Below are 20061 nucleotides of genomic sequence, written 5' to 3' on the forward strand. Positions count from 1 at the left end.
GCATGCCGAAACCGCATCTCGACCCGATCGCCGATGAGGTATGGCGCCTGCTGAACGCGGGTGCCAATGCGGGCAAAACGCGCTCGCCTTTCACGATGCTCCAGGCGGCGACCATCGGCCTCAATGGTTCGCCTCGCGTGCGCACGGTCGTGCTTCGGCGCGTCTGCCGCGAGCAACGCTCGGTGATGTTCCATACCGACGTGCGCTCCGCGAAGGTCGCCGAGTTGCGCCAGGACGCGCGCATTGCACTGGTCGGCTGCGACCTCGACACGGGCATTCAGATACGCCTGCACGGCAGCGCGCGCATCGTCGATGCGCCCCACGAAACGCGAGACATCTGGAATGCGAGCCGGCCACGAACCTTGATCGTCTACCGCACACCGCTCGCGCCCGCCACGCCGGTTGCGTCACCGGCCGAGGCGCACGCAACGACAGCCGGTGAAGACATCGATTCCTCGGCCGGATTCGAAAACTTCTGCCTGATCGACGTCGCCGTGTCGAAAATCGATTACCTCGATCTGAACCCGGCTGGCCATGTTCGCGCCAGCTTCACGTTCGATGCCGGGGCGTGGCGCGGCAAGTGGATCGCCCCATAAGCGGCGCGCGCATGCGCTCAGTGGTCGCGGGAAAATTCGCCCGCATGATCGCCGTAGCGCTGCGCGAAACCCACTTCGCCGTCGGGCACGAACACGTAGCCGTGCCCCCATACGGTCTGTAGATAACGCGGCTCGGAAGGATCGGTTTCGATCAGCCGCCGCAACCGCCAGATCGCGACGTCGAGGCTGCGGTTGCGATAGCGGCCCGTCTCGCCATAGACGATTTCGATAATGCGCTCGCGCGAAAGAATCGTCATCGCGTGATTGACGAACAGCTTGAGAAACGTGAATTCGCTCGATCGCAGCGCAATGCGCACTTCGTCGCGATAGAGTTCGCGCGAACGAAAATCCAGCTCATAAGGACCGAAGCGAAACGATGCGCGGCTTTCCGGCGCGCCCGTCGAGTTCGCCATGCTGCGCCGGCGCATCACCGTGCGAATGCGCGCCACGAGTTCGCCCGGATCGAAGGGCTTGCCCACGTAGTCGTCGGCGCCGAATTCGAGCCCGAGCACGCGGTCGATCACGTCGTTGCGCGCGGTCAGCAAAATGACGGGCAAGTCGTCGCCGCTGTCACGCAGCGTGCGCAGCGCGCTGATGCCGTCCACCTCCGGCATCATGATGTCGAGCACCACGACCTGCGGCCGCTCCGTGCGCAACTGCAACTGCATGGCGCGCGCGGAAGGCAGCGTCGTCACGGAGAATCCGCGCGTCTGGAGATATTCCGCGGTGACGTCGCGCACGACCGGGTCGTCGTCGACGAGAAAAATCTTGTTAGTCATGCGTAGATCGTAAGGGACTAAAACTGGCCGGCATAGACCCCGCGCCTTACCATTCCTTTCCCTCGCACATGTAAGAAGATGCAAGAAATCAGTAGTCCCTTGCAGTCCTGAAAGCCGTCGATATCCAATAAAATGACGCGATGAGTCCACACGTCCTCATCGTCGAAGGCGATCGCGCCTTACCCGAGATTTTCACGACTCATCCCCGCTGCGACACTCACGCGGCGCGCGGCATGATCGCCTGAACGCATGAACAACCCGTTGAATACGCTGTTTGGGCGCATGGCGCTGATGTCGGTGCTGGTGCTGCTCGCGATTCAGGCATGCTGGTATGCGGTGTTCGCGCCGCAGCCGCGCCGCCACGAAGTGGAAGGTTTCGAGCGCGGCCTGCTGCTCATGCTGCACGCCGCCACCAACGCGGCGCCCAACGAAGTCGAACTGGCGCCCGCGTTGCGCGTGCATCTCGTGCCCACCTGGAACATGCCCGCCGACGTGCGGCTCGAAGAGCCGCGCGTGGAGCCGCTCGCCGACTTGCGCCGGCAACTGCTTCATGACCTGCCTGCGGGCACCGAGATTCTCGCCGCCAAACGGCGTGACGACGCGCTGTGGGTACGCTTTCCGGGCCGCCCCACGTGGATCGTCGCGCCGGTCGATCTGCCGCCAGCGCTCAACCTGCTGCCGCAGTTCGGCGCGATGCTCGCCATCTCGCTCTTGCTCGCGCTGCTCGCGGTGTGGCAAATGCAGCGGCCGCTCTCGCTCGTCGCGCACGCCGCGCGCGCGTTCGGCACGGGCCATCGCCCCGCGCCCGTCGACGAGCACGGGCCGCGTGAACTGCGCCAGTTGATCGGCGCGTTCAACGCCATGATGAAACAGCTCAACGAAGCCGACGACGATCAGGCTGTCATGCTCGCGGGCGTCGCGCACGACCTCAAATCGCCGCTCACGCGCCTGAAGCTGCGCGCGAGCATGCTCGGTCTGGAGCGCGAGCGCGAACAGCTCATTCGCGAAGTCGATTCGCTCAACGATATCGTTCAGCAGTTCCTGGAATTCGCGCGCCAGCGGCCCGAGTCGGGGCCCGAGGTGCAGGTGGACACGCTGCTGCGCGAGCAGTTCTTCTCGGACGACAGCGACGACCATGAAGCGCTTTTCATGCTCGACCTGCGCGCCGGTCCCGCGTTTCGTTTGCCGCGCACCTTCCTCGACCGGCTCGTGTCGAATCTCGTCGACAATGCGCTCGAACACGGTGTGCCGCCCGTGGCGCTCGCCACGTGGCGCGAAGGCGCGCACTGGATCATCGAGGTGCGCGACCACGGCCCCGGCATTCCGCCCGAACGCGTGGCCGCGGCGCTCAAACCGTTCGTACGCCTTGACGAAGCACGCGGCGGCGAAGGCCACTGCGGGCTGGGCCTCGCGATCGTCACGCGGCTCGTGCGCAATCAGGGCGGCCGCTGCGAATTGTCCAATCACCCGCAAGGCGGCCTGCGCGTGCGCATTGCGCTGCCCGTTGCATAAGCGCGCTTGCGCGCCGCCTGCGCGCGCGGCTCACGCCACGAGACGACTGCGCAGGCTGTCCACTGTGGCCGAAGCCAGGCCGAGCCCGGCGGTCAGATAGCGGTTCAGGTCGCCGTAACCGGTCTGCAACGCATCGAATGCGGTTTGCAGATAGCTGGCCTGCACCGGCGGCGCGGCGTTGAGCGCATCCACGTTCGTGGAGCGCCACGCGTTGGTGAGCAGAAAGTCCTTTACGACGATTTCGAGCGGCACGTTCGCGATCAGCAGCAGCAAGGCGCTCGCCCATCCCACGACATCCACGCCGGTCCCGCCGCAGATGATCTGCGGCCCCGGCGTGGCCGCGATATGTTCGAGCAAGGCACCGTACCCGGAGCATTGCGCGCGGCCCGTCACCAGCGTGCGCCACTGCGTTTGCATCGCGGCGTCCAGCGCGGCGGCCCCCATGCCCTCGAACGACGGCGGCGCGAGCGTTCCCAGCACATTGAGCGTGAGATAGCTGGCCGTGCCCGGCACCTGGCTGGGGGTGCTGCCGGTTTCGGCCGGCGTGCGCAGATCGTAGACGCAGGCGAGCGCCATGCGCGCGAGCGTGGCCGCGTCGGCGGCGTTCGGCGTGAGGGTGTCGGCACGATAGAGCAGCGCGCGCCGCACGTGCGCGCCGTCGCTCGTGCTGTAGCCTGGCGCCGCGCCGCCCACGTCGCGGAAATTCGCCACGGACTTGACGACGGGCGTTGCCGCGTCCTGCGAGCCGTCGCCCCCCGCGTAATCGCCGCCGCATGCGCTCAGCAGCGTGCTCGCACAGCCGCCCAGCGCGAGCGCGCTCACGGTGCCCTTCAGCAGCGCGCGGCGTGGCGGACTGGCCGGCGCGCCGCGGCCGGTCGCGCACCCGCGCCTACGCGCGCGGGAAGAGGTTGAGGCGGAAATAAAAGGATTCATTGATGAGCGGCTGATGCAGGAGCCCGCGCACGCAGCGAGCCGCTGCAACGTCGTGAATCGCGTGCTTTCAGGAAGGGCGAAGCTTACCGCGAGATGCGCGCGAAAAGTTTACGCGGCAAAACACTGTAATAATTCGTAGGGAGACGCAACAGGTTGTGAGGCATCGCGGGGAGATTCGCCGCAAGCGCGCACGGGCATTTAACGCGTAATTTCCGTGCAATTCACGCGGATTCTTTTCTTTCTGAAAATCGAAAATTCTTTCTAAATATTATTCTTGACGCTTATTCACGCGCTTTTATAATCGCCCGTGAATTCAGGCATTCGCCTGGCCGTCAATGCAGCTTGCGGCTGTCCCTGGGAATACAACGTCATGTACAAAGGCAGTGTGGCCGAAGAGGCGCGCGAAGTGCTCCGCGCAATCGAGCTGATTCGGCTTGGCGCACGCATGCCGGTGCTGGAAAGAGAGCTCGCGCTTTCGCGCGATCGCATCATCCGGATTTATCGCGAAACCAAACGCGCGTTGCCACCCAAAGGCGCGCTGCCGTTTTCAACGGACTGGTATTTCGCGCGGCTGCCGAACATTCATGCTTCGCTGTTCTACAACATTTATCTCTTTCTCCGCGATGAAGCGAAGTGCAGCCGTTTCGACGCGCTCACGCGCGCGTATCGCCTCTACCTCGAACACTGTGAGTCCGCGCAGATCGAACGCGTGCTGAGCTTCACGCGCGCATGGTCGCTGCTGCGCTTTTTCGAGGGCCGCCTGCTCACGCTGATGCGCTGCGCCGCTTGCTCTGGCCGTTTCGTGCGTCGTATGCAGGAGACGCACGCCGGTTCCCCTTGTCTGATGTGCGCAGCGCCCCCAACCACCCTGCCCGGCGCAAGCGGCCTCGCCCCGACGCGTGTGGCGAACAATACGTCGCCGCCCGTCGCTATTCCCGCGTGAGCGAACGCGTCCGCTCATAAGACCGCCCGTTGCGGGCGTGCCTCACGCGTCTTCTTCCATACCGGCGCCATCCGCCGCTTCCAGCACCGCCAGCAAGCGCGCCAACTGCCGGTCGAGCGCCGCGATCTCGCGCGCGCCGAGCGGCGCGAGAATGCGCTGCTCGTTGGCCACATGCGCCTCCACCGCCCGTTCGATCAACGCGTAGCCCGCCGGCGTGAGTTCCACGAGCAGACTGCGCGCGTCGTCGGGATTGGGCACACGCGCGATCAGGCCACGCGTTTCCAGCCCCTTGAGCCGGTGCGTCATGGCGCCCGACGTAATCATGAGCGTCGAAAACAGCTCGGTGGGCGCGAGGCGAAACGGCTCGCCCGAGCGGCGCAGCGTGGCGAGCACGTCGAATTCCCAGCGACTCAGATCAAACTCCGCGAACGTGTCTTCGATCCGGCGCTGCAACAGCACCGAACAACGCTTGAGCCGCCCGATCGGGCCCATCGCGGTGACATCGAGATCCGGCCGCTCGCGCCGCCACTGCGCGAGGATCGCGTCCACGGCGTCGGGTCGCACTATCGTCTTCATAGCGATTACCAATTTATCTTCACGTCAAGATTATATAAGATGCGATTTATCTCAACGTGAAGATAAATTCATGGACACCTCCGCTGCCTCGCCCTCCTCGTCCTCTCCGCCCGCCTGGCGAACCTGCGCCAACATCCTCGCTACGGCCATCGCCCCCGCCATCTGGGGCTCGACCTACATCGTCACGACGCAGGTGCTGCCGCCCGATCGCCCTTTCACGGCCGCGCTGCTGCGCGCGTTGCCCGCCGGCCTGCTGCTCGCGCTGTATTGCCGGCGCCTGCCGCGCGCTCACGAATGGCCGCGACTCGTTGCGCTGGCCGCACTCAATATCGGCTTTTTCCAGGCCTGTCTTTTCGTCGCCGCGTATCGCTTGCCGGGCGGCCTTGCCGCCGTGGTGGGCGCGTTGCAGCCGCTCGTGGTCATGGCGCTCGCGTGGGGCTTCGATGGCGCACGCCCCGCACGCATGGCCGTGTTCGCTGCGGCGCTCGGCGTGCTGGGCATGGCGGCGCTGCTGCTCTCGCCCGGCGCGACATGGGACGAGATCGGCGTCGCCGCCGCGCTCGCGGGCGCGTTGAGCATGGCGTGCGGCACCTGGCTCGCGCGCCGCTGGCGCCCGGCCATGCCGGTGCTGGCGTTCACGGGCTGGCAGTTGCTGATCGGCGGCGCGTTGCTCGCGCCCGCGGCGTGGTGGCTCGATCCGCCCTTGCCCGCATTGGGCGCGGCGCAGATCGCCGGTTACGCGTACCTGTCGCTCGCGGGCGCATTGCTTGCCTATGCGCTCTGGTTTCGCGGCATCGCGATGCTTTCGCCGGTGGCGGTTTCGTCGCTGGGTTTGCTGAGTCCGTTGACGGCCGTGGTGCTGGGCTGGGTGTGGCTCGGCCAGGCATTGCGGGGCGTCTCGCTGCTCGGCCTCGTGACCGTGCTCGGCAGCGTGCTCGCCGTGCAATGGGCGATGGCGGGACCGCGCCCCGTCAGCAAGCGATGATGATGCGGGGCGCGCCCACAGAAATGCAACAAGGTCGAGGTCGAGGTCCATCATGCTCACGCAAGGGGCGAGCGGCGCCTTCAGGATCTCGCCCGCATGCTCTCGGCGCTGCCCGTCAGCCATTGACTCGCGGCCTGTCTTATTCCGCCAACCTGGCGGTTTTCGCCGATTGATCTTCACGGCGAACTGGCCCATATTCAAATGGTCCCGCCAAATCCGGCACCGTTTTCGTGTGACGTTGTCGTGCGTCGCTAAACGTCGCGAAACGCCGTGCAACGCCCTTTGGCGGCGAAAGCCGGTCTGATGCGATCGAAGCGAACAACCTCAGCCCATGTTCAACGAACCTGGTCACGATGATTCTGGTCCGTGGCAGTGTCCTTACTGCGGGACCAGACTCAATGCGCAGTTGGTCCTGTGCCCCGAGTGCGGCGCGAACCTCGTCGCGGCCGCCTCGCGCATCGCGGCGGCCAGCAACGCCGCGTCGGGCGAGCGGCCCGGCGGCATCGCCCAGCGCTTGCGCACACACTTGAACGGCCGGCCCGGCGATTTCGACGGCGAGTATCCTTCGATCGACGAAGAACGCGTGGCACGCCGCCCGCGTGTGCCGCGCCTGGCCTGGGCCGGCGCGGCGGTATGCATCGTCGCGCTCGGCGGCTATGCGTTCGCCAATCGCGCCGCGTGGGAGCCCCGGCTCGGCGTACAGGTCGTGGAAGGCTCGGTGGTCGGCCCGCACGGCAAACTTGCGAGCCCGAGCGCCCGACCGGCCGCCGGACACGGCACGCCGCCCATGGCCGCGTTGCCGCGCCAGGGGCCGCCGGGGCAAACCGCCTCGCTACAGAAGGCACGGCCGCTGGAACTCGCGCCGGGCTCCCCCGGCTCGCCTGGATTCGCAAACACCCGTCCCGACGTCGCGCGCGAGCTTGCCAGCGCGCGCGCCAGTCTCGACAAGAACAATCTCTGGCCCGCGCGCCGGTCCATCATGACGGCGCTCGCCGCACAGCCCGGCAACGCCGAGGCGCAGCAAATGCGCGCCGACCTGGTGGCGCGCGAGCAGCAGCGCGACGCGCTGATCGGCCGCGCACGCGAATGCGCGCACGCGCGCCAATGGGCTTGCGTGCGGCAAGACGCGGGGCATGCGGCGAACGTCGACGCATCGAGCCGCGAAGCGAAGCATCTGCTCGCGCTCGCCAGCGCCGAGCACAAGGGGGGAACCGGAAAGCGCTTCCCGTGGCCGTGGTCCGGCCAGACCTACGCGCAGGCGGGAGACGCCCGCGCTCGCCAGGACACGCTTTTCGGGCATCACTGAAGATTGCTGACCGAGATTGCCGACCGAACCGGCGGCGGCACTGCCCGCCGCACCTGCGCGCATCAGCCCACCGCCTGGCAAGCTCGACGCTCGTCGGCCGCATGAGCCGAAGATTCGCCACCTTCTCGCGCTAACATCGGCATCACTCATCTTCCCATCCGCTTCGCGCATCCATGGATACTGAAATGTCGACGCAGCGCCAGTCCCGCGCTGGCCGCGCCTTCGAAGTTCTCACCGTGTTTCTCAAGCTCGGCATGACGAGCTTCGGCGGCCCGATCGCGCATATCGGCTACTTTCGCCGCGAGTTCGTCGAGCGCCGCCGCTGGCTCGACGACAAGGCGTTCACCGATCTCGTCGGGCTCTGCCAGTTCCTGCCGGGACCGGCCAGCAGTCAAACCGGGTTTGCGATCGGCTGGCTCAGGGCGGGCTGGGCCGGGGGACTGGCCGCATGGTGCGGCTTCACGCTGCCTTCGATGTTCCTGATGATCGCCTTTGCCGCTATCGCACCCGATCTCGGCGGCCCGCTAGGCGGGGGCATGATTCACGGGCTCAAGCTCGTCGCCGTGGCCGTCGTCGCGCAAGCCGTCTGGGACATGGCGCGGCGGCTGTGCCCCGACCGGCGGCGCGCGGCCATCGCGCTCGCGGCCATCGCGTTGCTGAGCGTGCTGTCGACCGACTTCGCGCAGCTCATCGTGATCGGCGTGGGCGCGTTGCTCGGTCTCGCGCTCTGCCGCGCCGATGCCGCAGAGCCGCCACGCGCCGAAACCGCGAACAGCGCCGGGTTTCATGTGTCGCGCAAGCTCGGCCTCGCCGCGTTGATCGTGTTCTGCGCGCTGCTGTTCGGCCTGCCGGCGCTCGGAGCCACGGTCGGCGCGCAGGGCGTGCGCCTGTTCGAGGCGTTCTATCGGTCCGGCGCGCTCGTGTTTGGCGGCGGCCACGTGGTGCTCCCCTTGTTGCAGCGGGAAACGGTCGCCACGGGCTGGGTCACGCCCACCGACTTTCTCGCGGGCTACGGCGCGGCGCAGGCCGTGCCGGGGCCGCTCTTCACGTTCGCGGCCTTCCTCGGCTGGATGATGGCCGGACCGCCCCGGCACTGGGGCGGCGCGCTGCTGGCCACCGCGGGCATTTTTTTACCGGGGCTGCTGCTGGTCATTGCCGCGCTGCCGTGGTGGCAGGCGCTACGCGCCCGCCCGGCCATGGGTTCGGCGCTTGCGGGCGTCAATGCCGCCGTGGTCGGCCTGCTGGCCTGCGCGCTCTACTCGCCGGTGTGGACCAGCGCTGTGCTCTCGCAGGCCGATTTCGCCATTGCTTGCGTGGGCTTCATCCTCTTGACGCGCTGGCGCGTGCCGCCGCTCGCCGTCGTCGCTTTCTGCGTTGCGGGCGGGATGGCCGAAAGCGTGTTGCGTTGAGCGATGCGTGCGGAAAACGGCGTGGCGAACGCCGTAGCGGCGCTCGAACGCATCGTCGCGGGCAGGCGGTGAGCCTAGCCGGTCAACGAAGCCGCAATCGCCCTTCTGAACGGCGCGAGCCGCGAAGCCGCGCGCAGCATGAAAACGCGCGCGAACCGCGCCGGCGCGGTGTTGTTCGTGAACACGTCGGTGATGAAGCGCGTGGCGTGGAAAAGCGGCCTGGTCGCGCGGCGGTGCTGATCCTCGTAGCGTCGCAACACCGATGCGGCGCCTACGTCGAGCCCGCCGCCCTGCGCGGAAACGATCAGGCTACCTAATGTTTCGACACCGAGCAGCCCGAAGTTGAAACCGTGCGCGGTCACCGGATGCATGCCGACCGCCGCGTCGCCAACCGCCGCGAAGCGCTTCGCCACGAAACGCTCGGGATCAACCGAAACCAGCGGATAAACGTGGCGCGTGCTCGTCAGGGTCATTGCCCCCAGGCGCCGTGCGAATCGCCGCTCGATGTCGCGGCTGAATACCTCGGGCGACAGCGCGGCCATTTCGTTCACTTCGCCCACCGGCAGCGTGAGCACGACCGACGACTGAGGCGCATGCGTCGCCCGGTCGGCATTCAAGGGAAGCAGCGCGAGCGTCTGGCCGTAGCCGAACCACTCCCACGCCGCGTGCCCGTGCGCCGCTTCGTGAGTCATGCGGCAAACCAGCATGGCCTTGCCGTAGTCGTGCAAATCCGCCGGAATGCCCATCATCTTGCGCGTGGCCGAGAAGCGGCTATCGGCCGCCACGATCAAATTCGCCGTGAGCGTCTTGCCGCTTTCCAGGGTGACGCGCGCGCAGGCATCGCCCGTTTTCACGCCGCTCACCGTTTCGGCCGCGAGCAGCGTGACGTCCTCATGCTGTGCGTTGCTCGCGCACAGCGCGTCATAGGCGGCCTTGCGGATCAGGTGATTGGAGACCAGCCAGCCCAGCTCCGAGTGGCCGCTCAACTCATGGCCAATATCGAGCGCATGCGGCGAAGCGCCGTTGAATACCTTCGCGCTGCGAAGCGCGGAACGCGCATCGGGCTCGATGCCGTCCCACAGCCCGAGCTTCTGCATCAGGCGCACCGACTTCTGGGTCAGGGCGATCTCGCGCCCGTCGAAGCGCGGCTCGCCAATGTCCTCAAGACGCTGCCGCTCGACGACGACAATGCGCAGCCCCTGGCCGCTCAACGCGCGCGCGAGGCACAGCCCCACCGGGCCCGCGCCCACGATTACGATATCTGCTTGCATGAATCGACTGGTCCCGGGATGACTCAAACGGCCTGAACCATGCCGCTTTCGCGCAACGATTCGACCATCATCGAATCCATTGCGCTCACGTGCCACGCGAACCATTCGCGCACTTCGCTCACCAGTTGCCGCCCCGCGGCGAAGCGGTGCTCGTCGGCGACTTGCCTGCGCACCTCGGCGGCCACGTCGAGGACCTGCCGGTGCTGTCCCGCATGGCAGTGGCGCGGACCGAAGTCCATCGCCTCCATCCACGCTTCTTCCTGCGCGAAGTGCTCGCGCGTGTGGGCAATCCAGGCGTCCAGCGCGGCGGCAAGCGCGTCGTCGGGGGCGCTCGCCGCCGCGTTGAGCAGCTGCACGAATTCCTCGTGCATCGTATCGGTGATGGGTTCCCCCAGATGCAAATCGGGGGCGAGAGCGGGCGCGCGGCGCGGTACGGATGAGGTCATGAGCGAGAAGGCAGTCGGCATGCAATGCGCGCTTGAAACGCGCGCGGGCAAAGTTTCAAGATAACAAGGCGCCCTGGTATTTACGCTGACTTTGAGCAAATGCCGCGCACGAGACAGCCGATACCCGCCGGGACCAATGGTCGCTCCCTGGCGCACCGGTTCAAGCCACGTAGACCAGCAAAGCGAAGAGACACAAAGAGACCGGCCGCGGCGCGCCGCCAGAAAGGTGACCGCAAGCGTGGAATCACGCGAAGAAAGAACCGTGGGGACAGGCCGTGACTTCGAAGCCGCGCGGCGCGCGGCTCAAGCCATTTCGGCCAGGTTGACGAGGGCGCGATCGCCGTCGGTTTGTGCTTCGTTTTCGGCGCGAAACGTCCTCTCGCTATACGCGATGACCTTGAACCCGCAGCCCGCCGAACGCGGAATGGTGATGCCCCAGTGCCAGCCGCCTTCCTGCTCGAAGACGTGCAGCCTTGGGATCGATGACTGACTCAGCGATTGAAATATGCTCATGTAAAGCCTCCCGTCGTGGGAATATCGTCTCGGACGATTGCCTGAATGAGACCAGTTTAAGAAATGACCTTGCTGCGACGCAATACGGATTTTCATGGACGTGAGAACCCTGACGTAATGCGCATCATGTTGGTGCGCGGGCGCGGCGTCATTGCCCTGGTTATCATGCGGCGCGCTGTGCGCTAAAGCCACGCCGTCACACGCCGCCACGCCCCCATCGAACCCACGAGACCCCGATGACCACCGAAACGAATGCCACGCCCCCGTACCGGCTCGACCTCTCGAAGCACGCCCGCCAGCCGCTGCTCGAAGGGCCCACGCCAATCCAGCCATTACCGCGATTGAGCCGTGAATGTGGGGGCGTGAATCTCTATGTCAAGCGTGAGGATCTCAATGGTCTGGGCGGCGGCGGCAACAAGCTGCGCAAGCTGGAGTTCCTCGTGGGCGAGGCGCTGGCCATGGGCGCCGACACGATCATCACCGTGGGCGCGCGCCAGTCGAACCACGCGCGCCTGACCGCGGCGGCCGCCGCGCGCCTGGGCCTGCAATGCGAACTGGTGCTCACGCGCGCCGTGCCGCGCGAGGACAGCGAGTATCTGGAGAACGGCAACATCCTGCTCGACGACCTGCTGGGCGCGCGCGTGCACGACCTGCCCGGCACGGCGAACGCGCTGGCGTTCGCCGAGGCGCGGGCCGACGAGCTGCGCGGCCAGGGGCGCAAGGTTTATGTCTGCCCGCTCGGCGGGTCGAGCCCGGTGGGTTGTCTGGGCTACGCGGCCTGCGCGGCCGAAATCATGACGCAAGCGCACGCGCAGGGCATCCGCTTTTCGCGCATCGTGGCGCCCAACGGCAGCGGCGGCATGCACGCGGGGCTCGCGGCCGGCTTCGCGGCGCTCGGCCTCGACCCGGCCATCGTGCTCGCCTACACGGTCTATTCGAAGGCCGGGCAGGCACACGCCGCCACGCTCGACAAGGCCCGCGACACGCTCGCGTTGATCGATCCGGCGCGGCGCATCGCAGACCACGCGATCGCGATCGACGAAACGCAACTGGGCGAGGGCTACGGCATCCCCACCGATGCGATGCGCGAAGCCGTGCGCCTCATGGCCTCGAAGGAAGGGCTGCTGCTCGACCCGGTCTATAGCGGCAAGGCGTTTGCGGGTCTCGTTCAGGCCGCACGCTCGGGGCAGCATGCGCCCGGCGAGAACGTGCTGTTCATCATGAGCGGCGGCCTGCCAGGACTCTTCGCCTATCGCAGCGCGTTCTGACGCGCCACTTGTCCCTGCCCGTTCAACGCCGCGCTCAGCCGCACGCGAGAATGCGATCGAGCGCGGCGGCGAGCGCCGCCTTGGGGTCCTGCGCGAGCGTCATCGAACGCCACGCCACGAACCGGTCCGGCCGCACCAGCACGGCACCCGCAGGACCATGCTCGCGGCGCTTCAGCCATTCGCAGCGCAGGTCGAAGCGCTCGCCTTCGCGCACGCTTATCGTCATGGCGTCGAGCGGCAAGCCGCGTTCGGCGGCGAGCGCGCGCGCCGCTTCGCACCAGGCGTCGCCCTGCTCGCCCGCGATCAGCACGAAGCGTCCCTGGCCGAGCAGATCGTTGATCGAATAGCGGCCACGCGTGTCTTCCAGCCAGGCGTGCGGCACCGTGTGGCCCGGCTTCGTACTCGGGCGGAATTCGCCGTGGCTGTCGAGGCTCGCGGGCGCGGGGATCTCGTCGGCGAGGAGCGCGCCGCTCGCGTAGGTGTAGCCGTAGTTGACGTTGAGGTGGTGATAGGTCGAGCACGCAATGCCGATGCCTTGGGTCGCGCGCCGCCGCGCCGCCTCGCCCTCGGGTCCGTCGGCCCATTGCAAACGCAGGTTTTGCCAGTTCTGCTGCGCGCCGTTCGCAGCGGAAAAGCCGAACGACGCCGCGATGCGCCAGGCGTTGCGCCAGTTCCCATACGCTGAATCGACCGTTGCGCGCGCAACCGGCTGGCGCTCCGCCTCGTACGAATCGAGCAGACCTTCGCCCGCCTGGGCGCGCAGCACCATGGCGATCTTCCAGCACAGGTTGTAGCTGTCCTGCACGGCGGTGTTCAGGCCATGCGCGCCCGCCGGCGGCATGCGGTGTGCCGCGTCGCCGAGTATGAAGGCGCGGCCCACGCGAAAGCGCGCCGCCACCACCGCGTTGAGCGGCCAGCGCGTGACCTGGTGCACCTGAAGCCCCTCGCGCGCGATGCCGAGCGTACGCAGCAGCTTGGCGACGGCTTCGTCGTCGCTGTCCTGCTTGTGGTCGCCCGGCGCTGCAATCATGCTGAACACCCATTCGCGCGAACGCATGCCCCAGGCGTCGGGGCCCATCGGCACCAGCACGCCGGGTTCGCCAGTCTCGGGATTGAGGATGGTGCGATTGAGCACGTCTTCGCTTTCGTGCGCGCGGCCATAGCGCGCGAGGTCGGCGCTGAAGTGCACCGACACCGTCGTCGCCACCGCCGCTTCGCCTTCCATTTCGACGCCAAGCTGCGGGCCGACGATCTGGCCACCGTCGCAGGCAAGCAGATACTGCGCATGGACTTCGTATTGCTCACCGGTATCGCGATCCAGAATCGTGGCGACGATGCCGTCCGCCTCTTCACGAAAGCCACGAAATTCATGGTGAAAATGCACCGCGCCCGGCGCGAGGGCTTGCGCGTGCGTGCGCAGCAGCGGTTCGAGCCGCGCTTGCGGCAGGTTCGCGTAGCGGTTGTCGCTCGCGGCGCGCCAGTCGCCGTCCTCGCCGCCGCGTCCGAACGCGCCCAGGCGCGCGATTTCGCGGCCGTGGTCCGGGTCCGCGCCCGCGAGACCCGCATACCAGCCCACGTAGCGCATGTGCGCGTCGGGGCACGACTGCGCGCGAATGGCCTCCTCCACGCCCAGCTCGCGGTAGATCTCCATCGTCTTGATGGAGAGCAGGTGCGCCTTGGGCAACATCGATGTCTGCTTGTACTTGCTCACGAGCCAGCTATTCACGCCGTGACGCGCGAGCAGCATCGATGCGGTCAGCCCCGTCGCGCCACCGCCGACGATCAGGACTTCGGTTTCCACAGTCTTATTCATGGGTTTCCTGTTTTGCCGGGCACGCCTTGCGCCCGCGTTGCTGTTTGAATCAATCCGCCGAACGCCCTGGGCGCGCGTTGCCGTCTTTCCTGATCGCGAGCATCAGCAGTGCCAGGCACTTGTCGAGTTCCTGCTGAAAACGCCTCGCGCTGTATTCCTCATGAATCCACATATCGAGCGCGCCCGTGAACACGAGATGCACGACGCTCGCGAAGTCGCTCGCCCGCATGCCGTCGGGCAAGCGGCCGGCGCTTTCCATCGGTTGCATGACGCCGCGCCAGTACGCGAGGCCGCGCGCCATGAAGGCGGGTCGATGGACCGGGTCCGGCACGCTCAGCAGAAAGCGCATGAGCGGCCGAAAGAATTCAGGATCGCCGGTGAACTGGCGCACGGCTCGCCGCGCGCTGTTGCCCAGATGGTCGTGCATGGCCACGCCGGCTTTGGGTGCGACACCGGGCTCGGCCAGCGCGTCCGCGCGCCGGTTGAGCAGCGCGTAGAGCACCGTCGACTTCGAGCCGATCAGGTTATAGGCCGTGGCGAGACTGAGCCCGGCTTCCTGGGCGAGATCGCGCATCGAAAAGTCCGTGTGGCCCGTGCGCCGGATGAGCGCTTCCGCTGCCGCGAATATCGCTTCGCGCCGCGCCTCCTTGGCCGCTTCCCTCACCGTTTGCATTGCCATTCCCCTGTTTCATGAGCGAGCCGCCGGAGCGCTCGCGAGTCACGAGAAATTTATAACGGCTTATAAATTTACCCGCCAGGGAATACCCGCAATTTCGGGCAAACGGCTTCCGCCAGATGGACACGACGTGAAGCGCGGCGTGCCTGCGCGAGCCGCGCCGCCCCTGCTACCATTCGCCTTTAAGGTCGCTCGCCGCCATGCTCACGCTCGTGGCGACGTCCATAACCGGACTACGACGGAGCCCAGCATGACCGATGACGAACGCGCGATTCGCGAGCTGGTGCAGACCTGGATGGACGCCAGCCGCGCAGGCGACACCGCCACGGTACTGAGCCTCATGACCGACGACGTGGTGTTCACCGTCCCCGGCCAGGCGCCCTTCGGCAAGGCCGAATTCGCGGCCGCCTCGCAGGCGCAGCAAGGCATGCGCATCGACGGCACGGCCGAGATCGTCGAGCTTCAGGTGCTGGGCGACTGGGCGTTCCTGCGCAATCGCATCGACCTCTCCATCACGCCGCCGGGCGCCGCGCAGCCCATGCGCCGCGCGGGCTACACGCTCACGCTGGTGCGCCGCGACGCGAGCGGCCGCTGGCTGCTTGCGCGCGACGCCAATCTCGTGGCCGCGAAGGAATAGCGCGAACCGGGCCGCCTGATGCATACGACCGGCACGCCAGGCGGCCCTCGCCGCTGGCCCCGGGGCGGCGTGCGCGTCGAACTCGCGCTTTGCGCGCGCGCTCGCGGCCTGCCTGATTTGCGCCTGGACGCGCCTCGATCAGCGGATCGCCGGATCCTCCCCAAGCGCACGCCGAGCCGACGCACCTGATCGGCTTGCTTTCATCTTTGAAAGACAGCAGCCCCGGCAACCATGCCTCGCCGCGTTGCGCCCCCTTTTGAATCAGAAAACCTTATCGATCTCATCAGTTAATTGAGTTTCCCTTAATTATGCGGTTGCGGCAAAGTGACGCTCATACGCCCGGAGTCTCTCCTTGAACCAACGCATCGATCCCTCACTGCTTGCCGCGCCCGATCTCTCGTATGCCACGTTGCATTCGGGCATTGCCCTGCCGTTCCTCGAACGCGGCGACGGCGAGCCGCTGCTGTTCGTCCATGGTTCACTGTGCGACTACCGGTACTGGGCGCCGCAGTTGAACGGTCTTTCCGAGCATTTCCGCTGCATCGCGCCGAGCCTGAGCCACTACTGGCCCGCAGCGGACGCCTGCATCCAGGGCGATTTCGGCTGGGAGAGCCACGTGGCCGAGCTGGCCGACTTCATCGCCGCGCTGGGCCTCGAATCGGTGCATCTGGTGGGCCATTCGCGCGGCGGCTGCATCGCCTGGCATCTGGCGCGCCGTTATCCGCGCCTCGTGCGCACGCTGGTGCTCGCCGATCCTGGCGGCCCGCTCTCCCGCGTGGACGATGATGAAGCCGCGCTGCCGAGCGCGACCAATGCGCTGCGCAACCGCGCCGCCGACCTGATCCACGGTGGCGAAGTCGAAGCCGGGCTCGAACTGTTCGTGGACTCCGTGAGCATGCCGGGCGCGTGGAAGAAAAGCCCGGCGGGCTTTCGCCAGATGGCCATCGCCAACGCCACGACGCTGCCCAAGCAGCTTCAGGACCCGCTGCCGCCGTACGCGCCGCGCGCCGCCGGCGAGATCAAGTGCCGCACGCTGCTCATCGACGGCCAGCGCAGCCCGCTCATGTTCCGCAACAACGTCGAGGCGCTCTCCGAGTGGATCGAGTTCGCGCGGCGCGTGACCATCAAGGGCGCCACGCACGGCATGAACGGCACGCACCCCGACCTGTTCAACACCCACGTTCACACGTTCATTACGCAGGGTTGAGCGGTAAAGCGCGCGGGCAATGCACCGGCGACGGTCGCATTACCCTGTGAGCAGGCGCTCGAATAGATCCACGCCCCCCATCTGCCCGCCCTTGAGCATGAGCTCGATGCCGTCGAGGCCTTCGTCGTCGGCATGAAGGCGGCATAGCGCGACACCGGGCGCGAGCGTCGCGCGCCACGAAAGCGCCCAGGCGCCGAGCGAGCGCACCGCGTGGCTCGACGTGTCGCCGCCCGCCACCCCGGCCCGGCGCACCGGCGCGCGGCGCAGCACCCCCTCCAGCAATGCACCGCAGGCGAGCGCGAGCGCGTTGCCCGCGCCTGCGGCCGAGCGCGCGCGATCCGTATAGGCGAGCACATGGCGGCCTTGCCTCAGCAACGCCACCATCGCGTCGATCTGCCGATGCAGATACGCATTGCCTTCCCTTTCGTCGATCAAGCACGCTGGATCGAGGCGCATGCGCGTGTACGACACGGCCGCTTCGATCTGCGCCTCGGTGCGTGGCGAGAGGCTGCCCGCCAGCACGAAAACCGGCCCCTGCGCGAGTTCCGGCCGCACGTCTTCGCTCACCACGGCGCGTGCGCGAGCGTCATCGGCCAACACCCACGCCTGCGCGACACTGCTCGCCCCCACCGCCAGCAGCGGCTCGCGCGCGGCGCGATCGCGCATCAACCGGCCGATCGCACGCAGATGCGTTGCGTCCTGCACGTCGAACAGCAGCCCGTCGGGCGCGCTGCGTAGCGCGTTGTCGACGTGATCCGCCAGCGCGGCCTCCCCGCGCCCATAGGCGCGCCAGTCGATCGCGCCGAGGTTCGCCAGCCCCTGCGCGTGCAAATGCAAACGCAAATCGGCCTCGTGCATCGGCGTGACCGGATGGCGGCTCATGGTCGGATGACGGTCGATGCGAAACACCGGTTCGCCCTCGGCAGCCCCCGTCGCGGCGAACAACTGCCCGAATAAACAGTAGCGCTGCAAATCGGGCTGACCGCCCACGACGACGCGCAGCGGATTCGCGAAATACGCGCGCAACGTGGCCATTGCCACGCCGATGCTGCCCACCTGCGGTGCGCTGTCGAACGTGGAGCACACCTTGTAGTGCATCACGCGTGCGCCCAGCGCCGCGAAGCGCGCGCCCGCCACGGCGAGTTCCGCGCGCATGGCCGCCGGGTCCATGGAGCGCGCCGCGCCCGCCACGCCAATGGCGTCGAGCGGCCCGGCATCGGCCAGTCGCATTTCATCAGGCATGCGAAGAAATAACAGCGTGCGCAGGCCCGCGCGCGCGAGATGCGCGAGCGTATCGGTCGCGCCCGTGAAATCGTCGCCGTAGAACGCATAGGCGGGCGCGTTCATCGTTTGGCCGCGAAAAATTGCAGCGCGCGCCGCAATGCGGGCCGCTCGTGCGCATGGGTTTCCAGGTCGACCCCCGCCTCGCTCGCGGCCCACGCTTCACGCACGCTCGTCACGCCCGCCGCCGCGCCGTCCGGGTGCGCGAGAATGCCGCCGCCGCACATGAACAGCAAGTCGGCGCTCGGCACGGCCTCATGAGTCGCGCGCGCCGTGCCCGCCCATTGGCCCGAAGAAAACGCGGGCATCACCGCATCGTCGAACGCGTCGGTGAGCGGCGTTGCGCAGTCGCGCGCGGACTCGATCACCTCGGCGTCGCTCTGCGCAAACTTGCCGCCAAGGCCGTGCACATGCATGTGATCGACGCCGGCAAGCCGCCAGAGCGTTTGATACGCCTGAAACGACATGCCGAGCGCCGGGTCGCGCGACATCATGCCGTAGCCGTTGCGGTGCGCGTGCAGCACGAGCGGCGTGGCGCGACGTAGCGTCTGGAGCGCCGAGAAGCCGCACCAGTTGATGCTCGCCATCACGCAGGCGCCGCCTTCGCGCTCCACGAGGTCGGCGTGGCGGCGCATGGCGTCCAGTTCGTCGGTGATGTTGAAGGCGATCATCACGTTGCGCCCCGTGCGCTCGCGGTAGCGCCGCACCTCGGTCATCACGGCGCGCACGCGGGCTTCGATCGGCGCATGCGCGGGGTTCGCACAAACTTCGTCATCCTTGATGAAATCGACGCCTGCTTCGCACAGGTCGCGCACGAGCGCGGCCGTTTCCATGGCGTCCATGCCCACGTTCGGCTTGACGATGGTGCCGATCACGGGGCCGCGCGCCACGCCGGTCAGTGCGCGCGTGCCGCGCACACCATGGCGCGGCAACTCGAAGCGCGCGCGATACGCGGCGGGCAGACGCAGCGCGAGCAGGCGCATCCCGGTCGTCTCGCCAAGGTCGTAGAGATTGCCGGCCACCGTGGCCGCGAGCGTGGGCAAGTTGGCATCGATATTCGCCACCGGGAACGACAGTGTCACGCGCGCGCGGCGGTACGGACCGCCGATTTTTTCGCGCGCGAGCCACGCGCTGGCCAGGCTCGGCTGTTGCGCCGCTTCGTGCTCGTCGATGCGCAAGACGCTCGCGCGACTGCGCGCGCGCAGCGCGTCGGTTTCGTTGTGCACGCGCACGAAGGTGCCGCTCGACTGTTCGCCCGCCATCACGTCGGCCACGCGCGCGGGGTCGAGCGGCGTTTCGATCAGATAGTCGGCTTCGATGCTCGTGCTCATAGCGCCGCCAGATCGGGAAAGGCGCGTACCGGATCACGTCCGTCCCAGCCCGCCGACTCCGAGCGGATGAGGTCGAAGAGTTTGCCCTTCGGCCCGGCCACTTCGGAAAGCTCGATCACGGTGCCCGGATGCGTTTCGGTGTCGAAGTAGACGAAGCGCCCGTTGCGCCCCACCTCGCCGCTCATCGCCACCTTGAAGCCCTGCACGAGCAGGCGTTCGAGATCGGCGTCGAAATTCGTGGTCCAGTAGGCGTTGTGCTGCAAACCGGTGTGCCCCGCCGCGAGAAAATCGCGGTACATGGAAGGCGCGTCGTTGCGCGTCTGGATCAGCTCGACCTGCAACGGCCCCGAATTGGCGAGCGCCACCGAGTTATGCACCTCGTAGGCCTCGCCTCGATAGCGATAGTTCTCGATCGGCACGCGCTCGTTGTAGAACCAGGGGCCGACGCCGAGCACGCGGCTCCAGTAGTCCATGGCGGCCTCGATGTCGCGCACGACATAACCGGCCTGACGAATCTCGCCGAAGAAGCGGCTCATAACACTCTCCACACTGCTGCAAGGATTGAAGGACGAGCGCCGC

The 20061-nt window shown here is 67.2% G+C and carries 20 protein-coding genes; 9 read left to right on the forward strand and 11 right to left on the reverse strand.

Annotated elements, in window-relative coordinates; genetic code table 11:
- Positions 1–2: 2 nt before the first annotated feature.
- Positions 3–596 (forward strand): pyridoxamine 5'-phosphate oxidase family protein, encoded by a 594-nt coding sequence (locus tag C7401_RS15065; RefSeq protein WP_112172402.1) that lies wholly within the window; start codon positions 3–5, stop codon positions 594–596.
- A gap of 17 nt (positions 597–613) precedes the next feature.
- On the opposite strand, the gene C7401_RS15070 is transcribed toward C7401_RS15065, so the two are convergent.
- A complete protein-coding gene (locus C7401_RS15070) occupies positions 614–1375 on the reverse strand; it encodes a response regulator (RefSeq protein WP_112172190.1) in 762 nt (253 codons plus the stop codon).
- Between the two features lie 249 nt (positions 1376–1624).
- Here C7401_RS15070 and C7401_RS15075 point away from each other — a divergent pair, with 249 nt between their 5' ends.
- On the forward strand, positions 1625–2887 hold the full coding sequence (locus C7401_RS15075; protein ID WP_112172191.1) for an ATP-binding protein: 1263 nt from the start codon (positions 1625–1627) through the stop codon (positions 2885–2887).
- 30 nt (positions 2888–2917) lie between these two features.
- Here the strand turns inward: C7401_RS15075 and C7401_RS15080 are convergent, their stop codons facing one another.
- On the reverse strand, positions 2918–3709 hold the full coding sequence (locus C7401_RS15080; RefSeq protein WP_181565586.1) for a tyrosine-protein phosphatase: 792 nt from the start codon (positions 3707–3709) through the stop codon (positions 2918–2920).
- 481 nt (positions 3710–4190) lie between these two features.
- Here C7401_RS15080 and C7401_RS15085 point away from each other — a divergent pair, with 481 nt between their 5' ends.
- Complete coding sequence (locus C7401_RS15085) at positions 4191–4763, forward strand: FlhC family transcriptional regulator (protein WP_112172193.1); 573 nt, start codon at positions 4191–4193, stop codon at positions 4761–4763.
- A 42-nt stretch (positions 4764–4805) separates the two neighbouring features.
- On the opposite strand, the gene C7401_RS15090 is transcribed toward C7401_RS15085, so the two are convergent.
- The gene (locus C7401_RS15090) at positions 4806–5339 is read right to left on the reverse strand and encodes a MarR family winged helix-turn-helix transcriptional regulator (protein ID WP_181565587.1); all 534 of its coding nucleotides are present in this window, start codon (positions 5337–5339) and stop codon (positions 4806–4808) included.
- A 70-nt stretch (positions 5340–5409) separates the two neighbouring features.
- Here C7401_RS15090 and C7401_RS15095 point away from each other — a divergent pair, with 70 nt between their 5' ends.
- The 3 genes from C7401_RS15095 to chrA all read left to right on the forward strand — a co-directional run bounded on the left by C7401_RS15095 (position 5410) and on the right by chrA (position 9039).
- Positions 5410–6324 carry an EamA family transporter gene (locus C7401_RS15095; protein ID WP_112172194.1) on the forward strand — a complete coding sequence of 305 codons (915 nt, stop codon included), beginning with the start codon at positions 5410–5412 and terminating at the stop codon, positions 6322–6324.
- Between the two features lie 406 nt (positions 6325–6730).
- Positions 6731–7630 carry a hypothetical protein gene (locus C7401_RS15100; RefSeq protein ID WP_112172195.1) on the forward strand — a complete coding sequence of 300 codons (900 nt, stop codon included), beginning with the start codon at positions 6731–6733 and terminating at the stop codon, positions 7628–7630.
- 173 nt (positions 7631–7803) lie between these two features.
- Positions 7804–9039, forward strand: a complete 1236-nt coding sequence (gene chrA, locus C7401_RS15105; protein ID WP_112172196.1) for a chromate efflux transporter — start codon at positions 7804–7806, stop codon at positions 9037–9039.
- A 74-nt stretch (positions 9040–9113) separates the two neighbouring features.
- On the opposite strand, the gene ubiM is transcribed toward chrA, so the two are convergent.
- The 3 genes from ubiM to C7401_RS15120 all read right to left on the reverse strand — a co-directional run bounded on the left by ubiM (position 9114) and on the right by C7401_RS15120 (position 11365).
- The gene (gene ubiM / locus C7401_RS15110) at positions 9114–10310 is read right to left on the reverse strand and encodes a 5-demethoxyubiquinol-8 5-hydroxylase UbiM (RefSeq protein WP_112172197.1); all 1197 of its coding nucleotides are present in this window, start codon (positions 10308–10310) and stop codon (positions 9114–9116) included.
- 23 nt (positions 10311–10333) lie between these two features.
- Positions 10334–10756, reverse strand: coding sequence for a hemerythrin domain-containing protein (locus C7401_RS15115; protein WP_112172404.1), 423 nt, complete (start codon positions 10754–10756; stop codon positions 10334–10336).
- Between the two features lie 303 nt (positions 10757–11059).
- Positions 11060–11365, reverse strand: a complete 306-nt coding sequence (locus C7401_RS15120) for a hypothetical protein (RefSeq protein WP_372460504.1) — start codon at positions 11363–11365, stop codon at positions 11060–11062.
- 140 nt (positions 11366–11505) lie between these two features.
- Between C7401_RS15120 and C7401_RS15125 the strand changes: the two genes are divergently transcribed.
- Positions 11506–12537 (forward strand): D-cysteine desulfhydrase family protein, encoded by a 1032-nt coding sequence (locus C7401_RS15125; RefSeq protein WP_112172199.1) that lies wholly within the window; start codon positions 11506–11508, stop codon positions 12535–12537.
- Between the two features lie 34 nt (positions 12538–12571).
- Here the strand turns inward: C7401_RS15125 and C7401_RS15130 are convergent, their stop codons facing one another.
- A complete protein-coding gene (locus C7401_RS15130) occupies positions 12572–14350 on the reverse strand; it encodes an FAD-dependent monooxygenase (protein ID WP_112172200.1) in 1779 nt (592 codons plus the stop codon).
- 49 nt (positions 14351–14399) lie between these two features.
- Positions 14400–15029 carry a TetR/AcrR family transcriptional regulator gene (locus tag C7401_RS15135; RefSeq protein WP_112172201.1) on the reverse strand — a complete coding sequence of 210 codons (630 nt, stop codon included), beginning with the start codon at positions 15027–15029 and terminating at the stop codon, positions 14400–14402.
- A 247-nt stretch (positions 15030–15276) separates the two neighbouring features.
- On the opposite strand from C7401_RS15135, the gene C7401_RS15140 reads away from it, so the two are divergent.
- The gene (locus tag C7401_RS15140) at positions 15277–15663 is read left to right on the forward strand and encodes a YybH family protein (protein WP_112172202.1); all 387 of its coding nucleotides are present in this window, start codon (positions 15277–15279) and stop codon (positions 15661–15663) included.
- Positions 15664–16015: 352 nt separating this feature from the next.
- On the forward strand, positions 16016–16870 hold the full coding sequence (locus C7401_RS15145; RefSeq protein WP_112172203.1) for an alpha/beta fold hydrolase: 855 nt from the start codon (positions 16016–16018) through the stop codon (positions 16868–16870).
- Between the two features lie 39 nt (positions 16871–16909).
- Here C7401_RS15145 and C7401_RS15150 read toward each other — a convergent pair whose 3' ends face one another.
- The 3 genes from C7401_RS15150 to C7401_RS15160 are packed head-to-tail and all read right to left on the reverse strand — an operon-like array spanning position 16910 to position 20018.
- Positions 16910–18217, reverse strand: coding sequence for a four-carbon acid sugar kinase family protein (locus tag C7401_RS15150; RefSeq protein WP_112172204.1), 1308 nt, complete (start codon positions 18215–18217; stop codon positions 16910–16912).
- Positions 18214–19482, reverse strand: a complete 1269-nt coding sequence (locus C7401_RS15155; protein ID WP_112172205.1) for a ribulose-bisphosphate carboxylase large subunit family protein — start codon at positions 19480–19482, stop codon at positions 18214–18216. Before C7401_RS15155 ends, C7401_RS15150 begins: the two co-directional genes overlap by 4 nt.
- A complete protein-coding gene (locus C7401_RS15160; RefSeq protein ID WP_112172206.1) occupies positions 19479–20018 on the reverse strand; it encodes a VOC family protein in 540 nt (179 codons plus the stop codon). The genes C7401_RS15155 and C7401_RS15160 overlap by 4 nt, the downstream gene beginning before the upstream one ends.
- Positions 20019–20061 lie beyond the last annotated feature (43 nt).

It is taken from the genome of Paraburkholderia unamae, assembly GCF_003268775.1.
Lineage (GTDB): Bacteria > Pseudomonadota > Gammaproteobacteria > Burkholderiales > Burkholderiaceae > Paraburkholderia > Paraburkholderia unamae.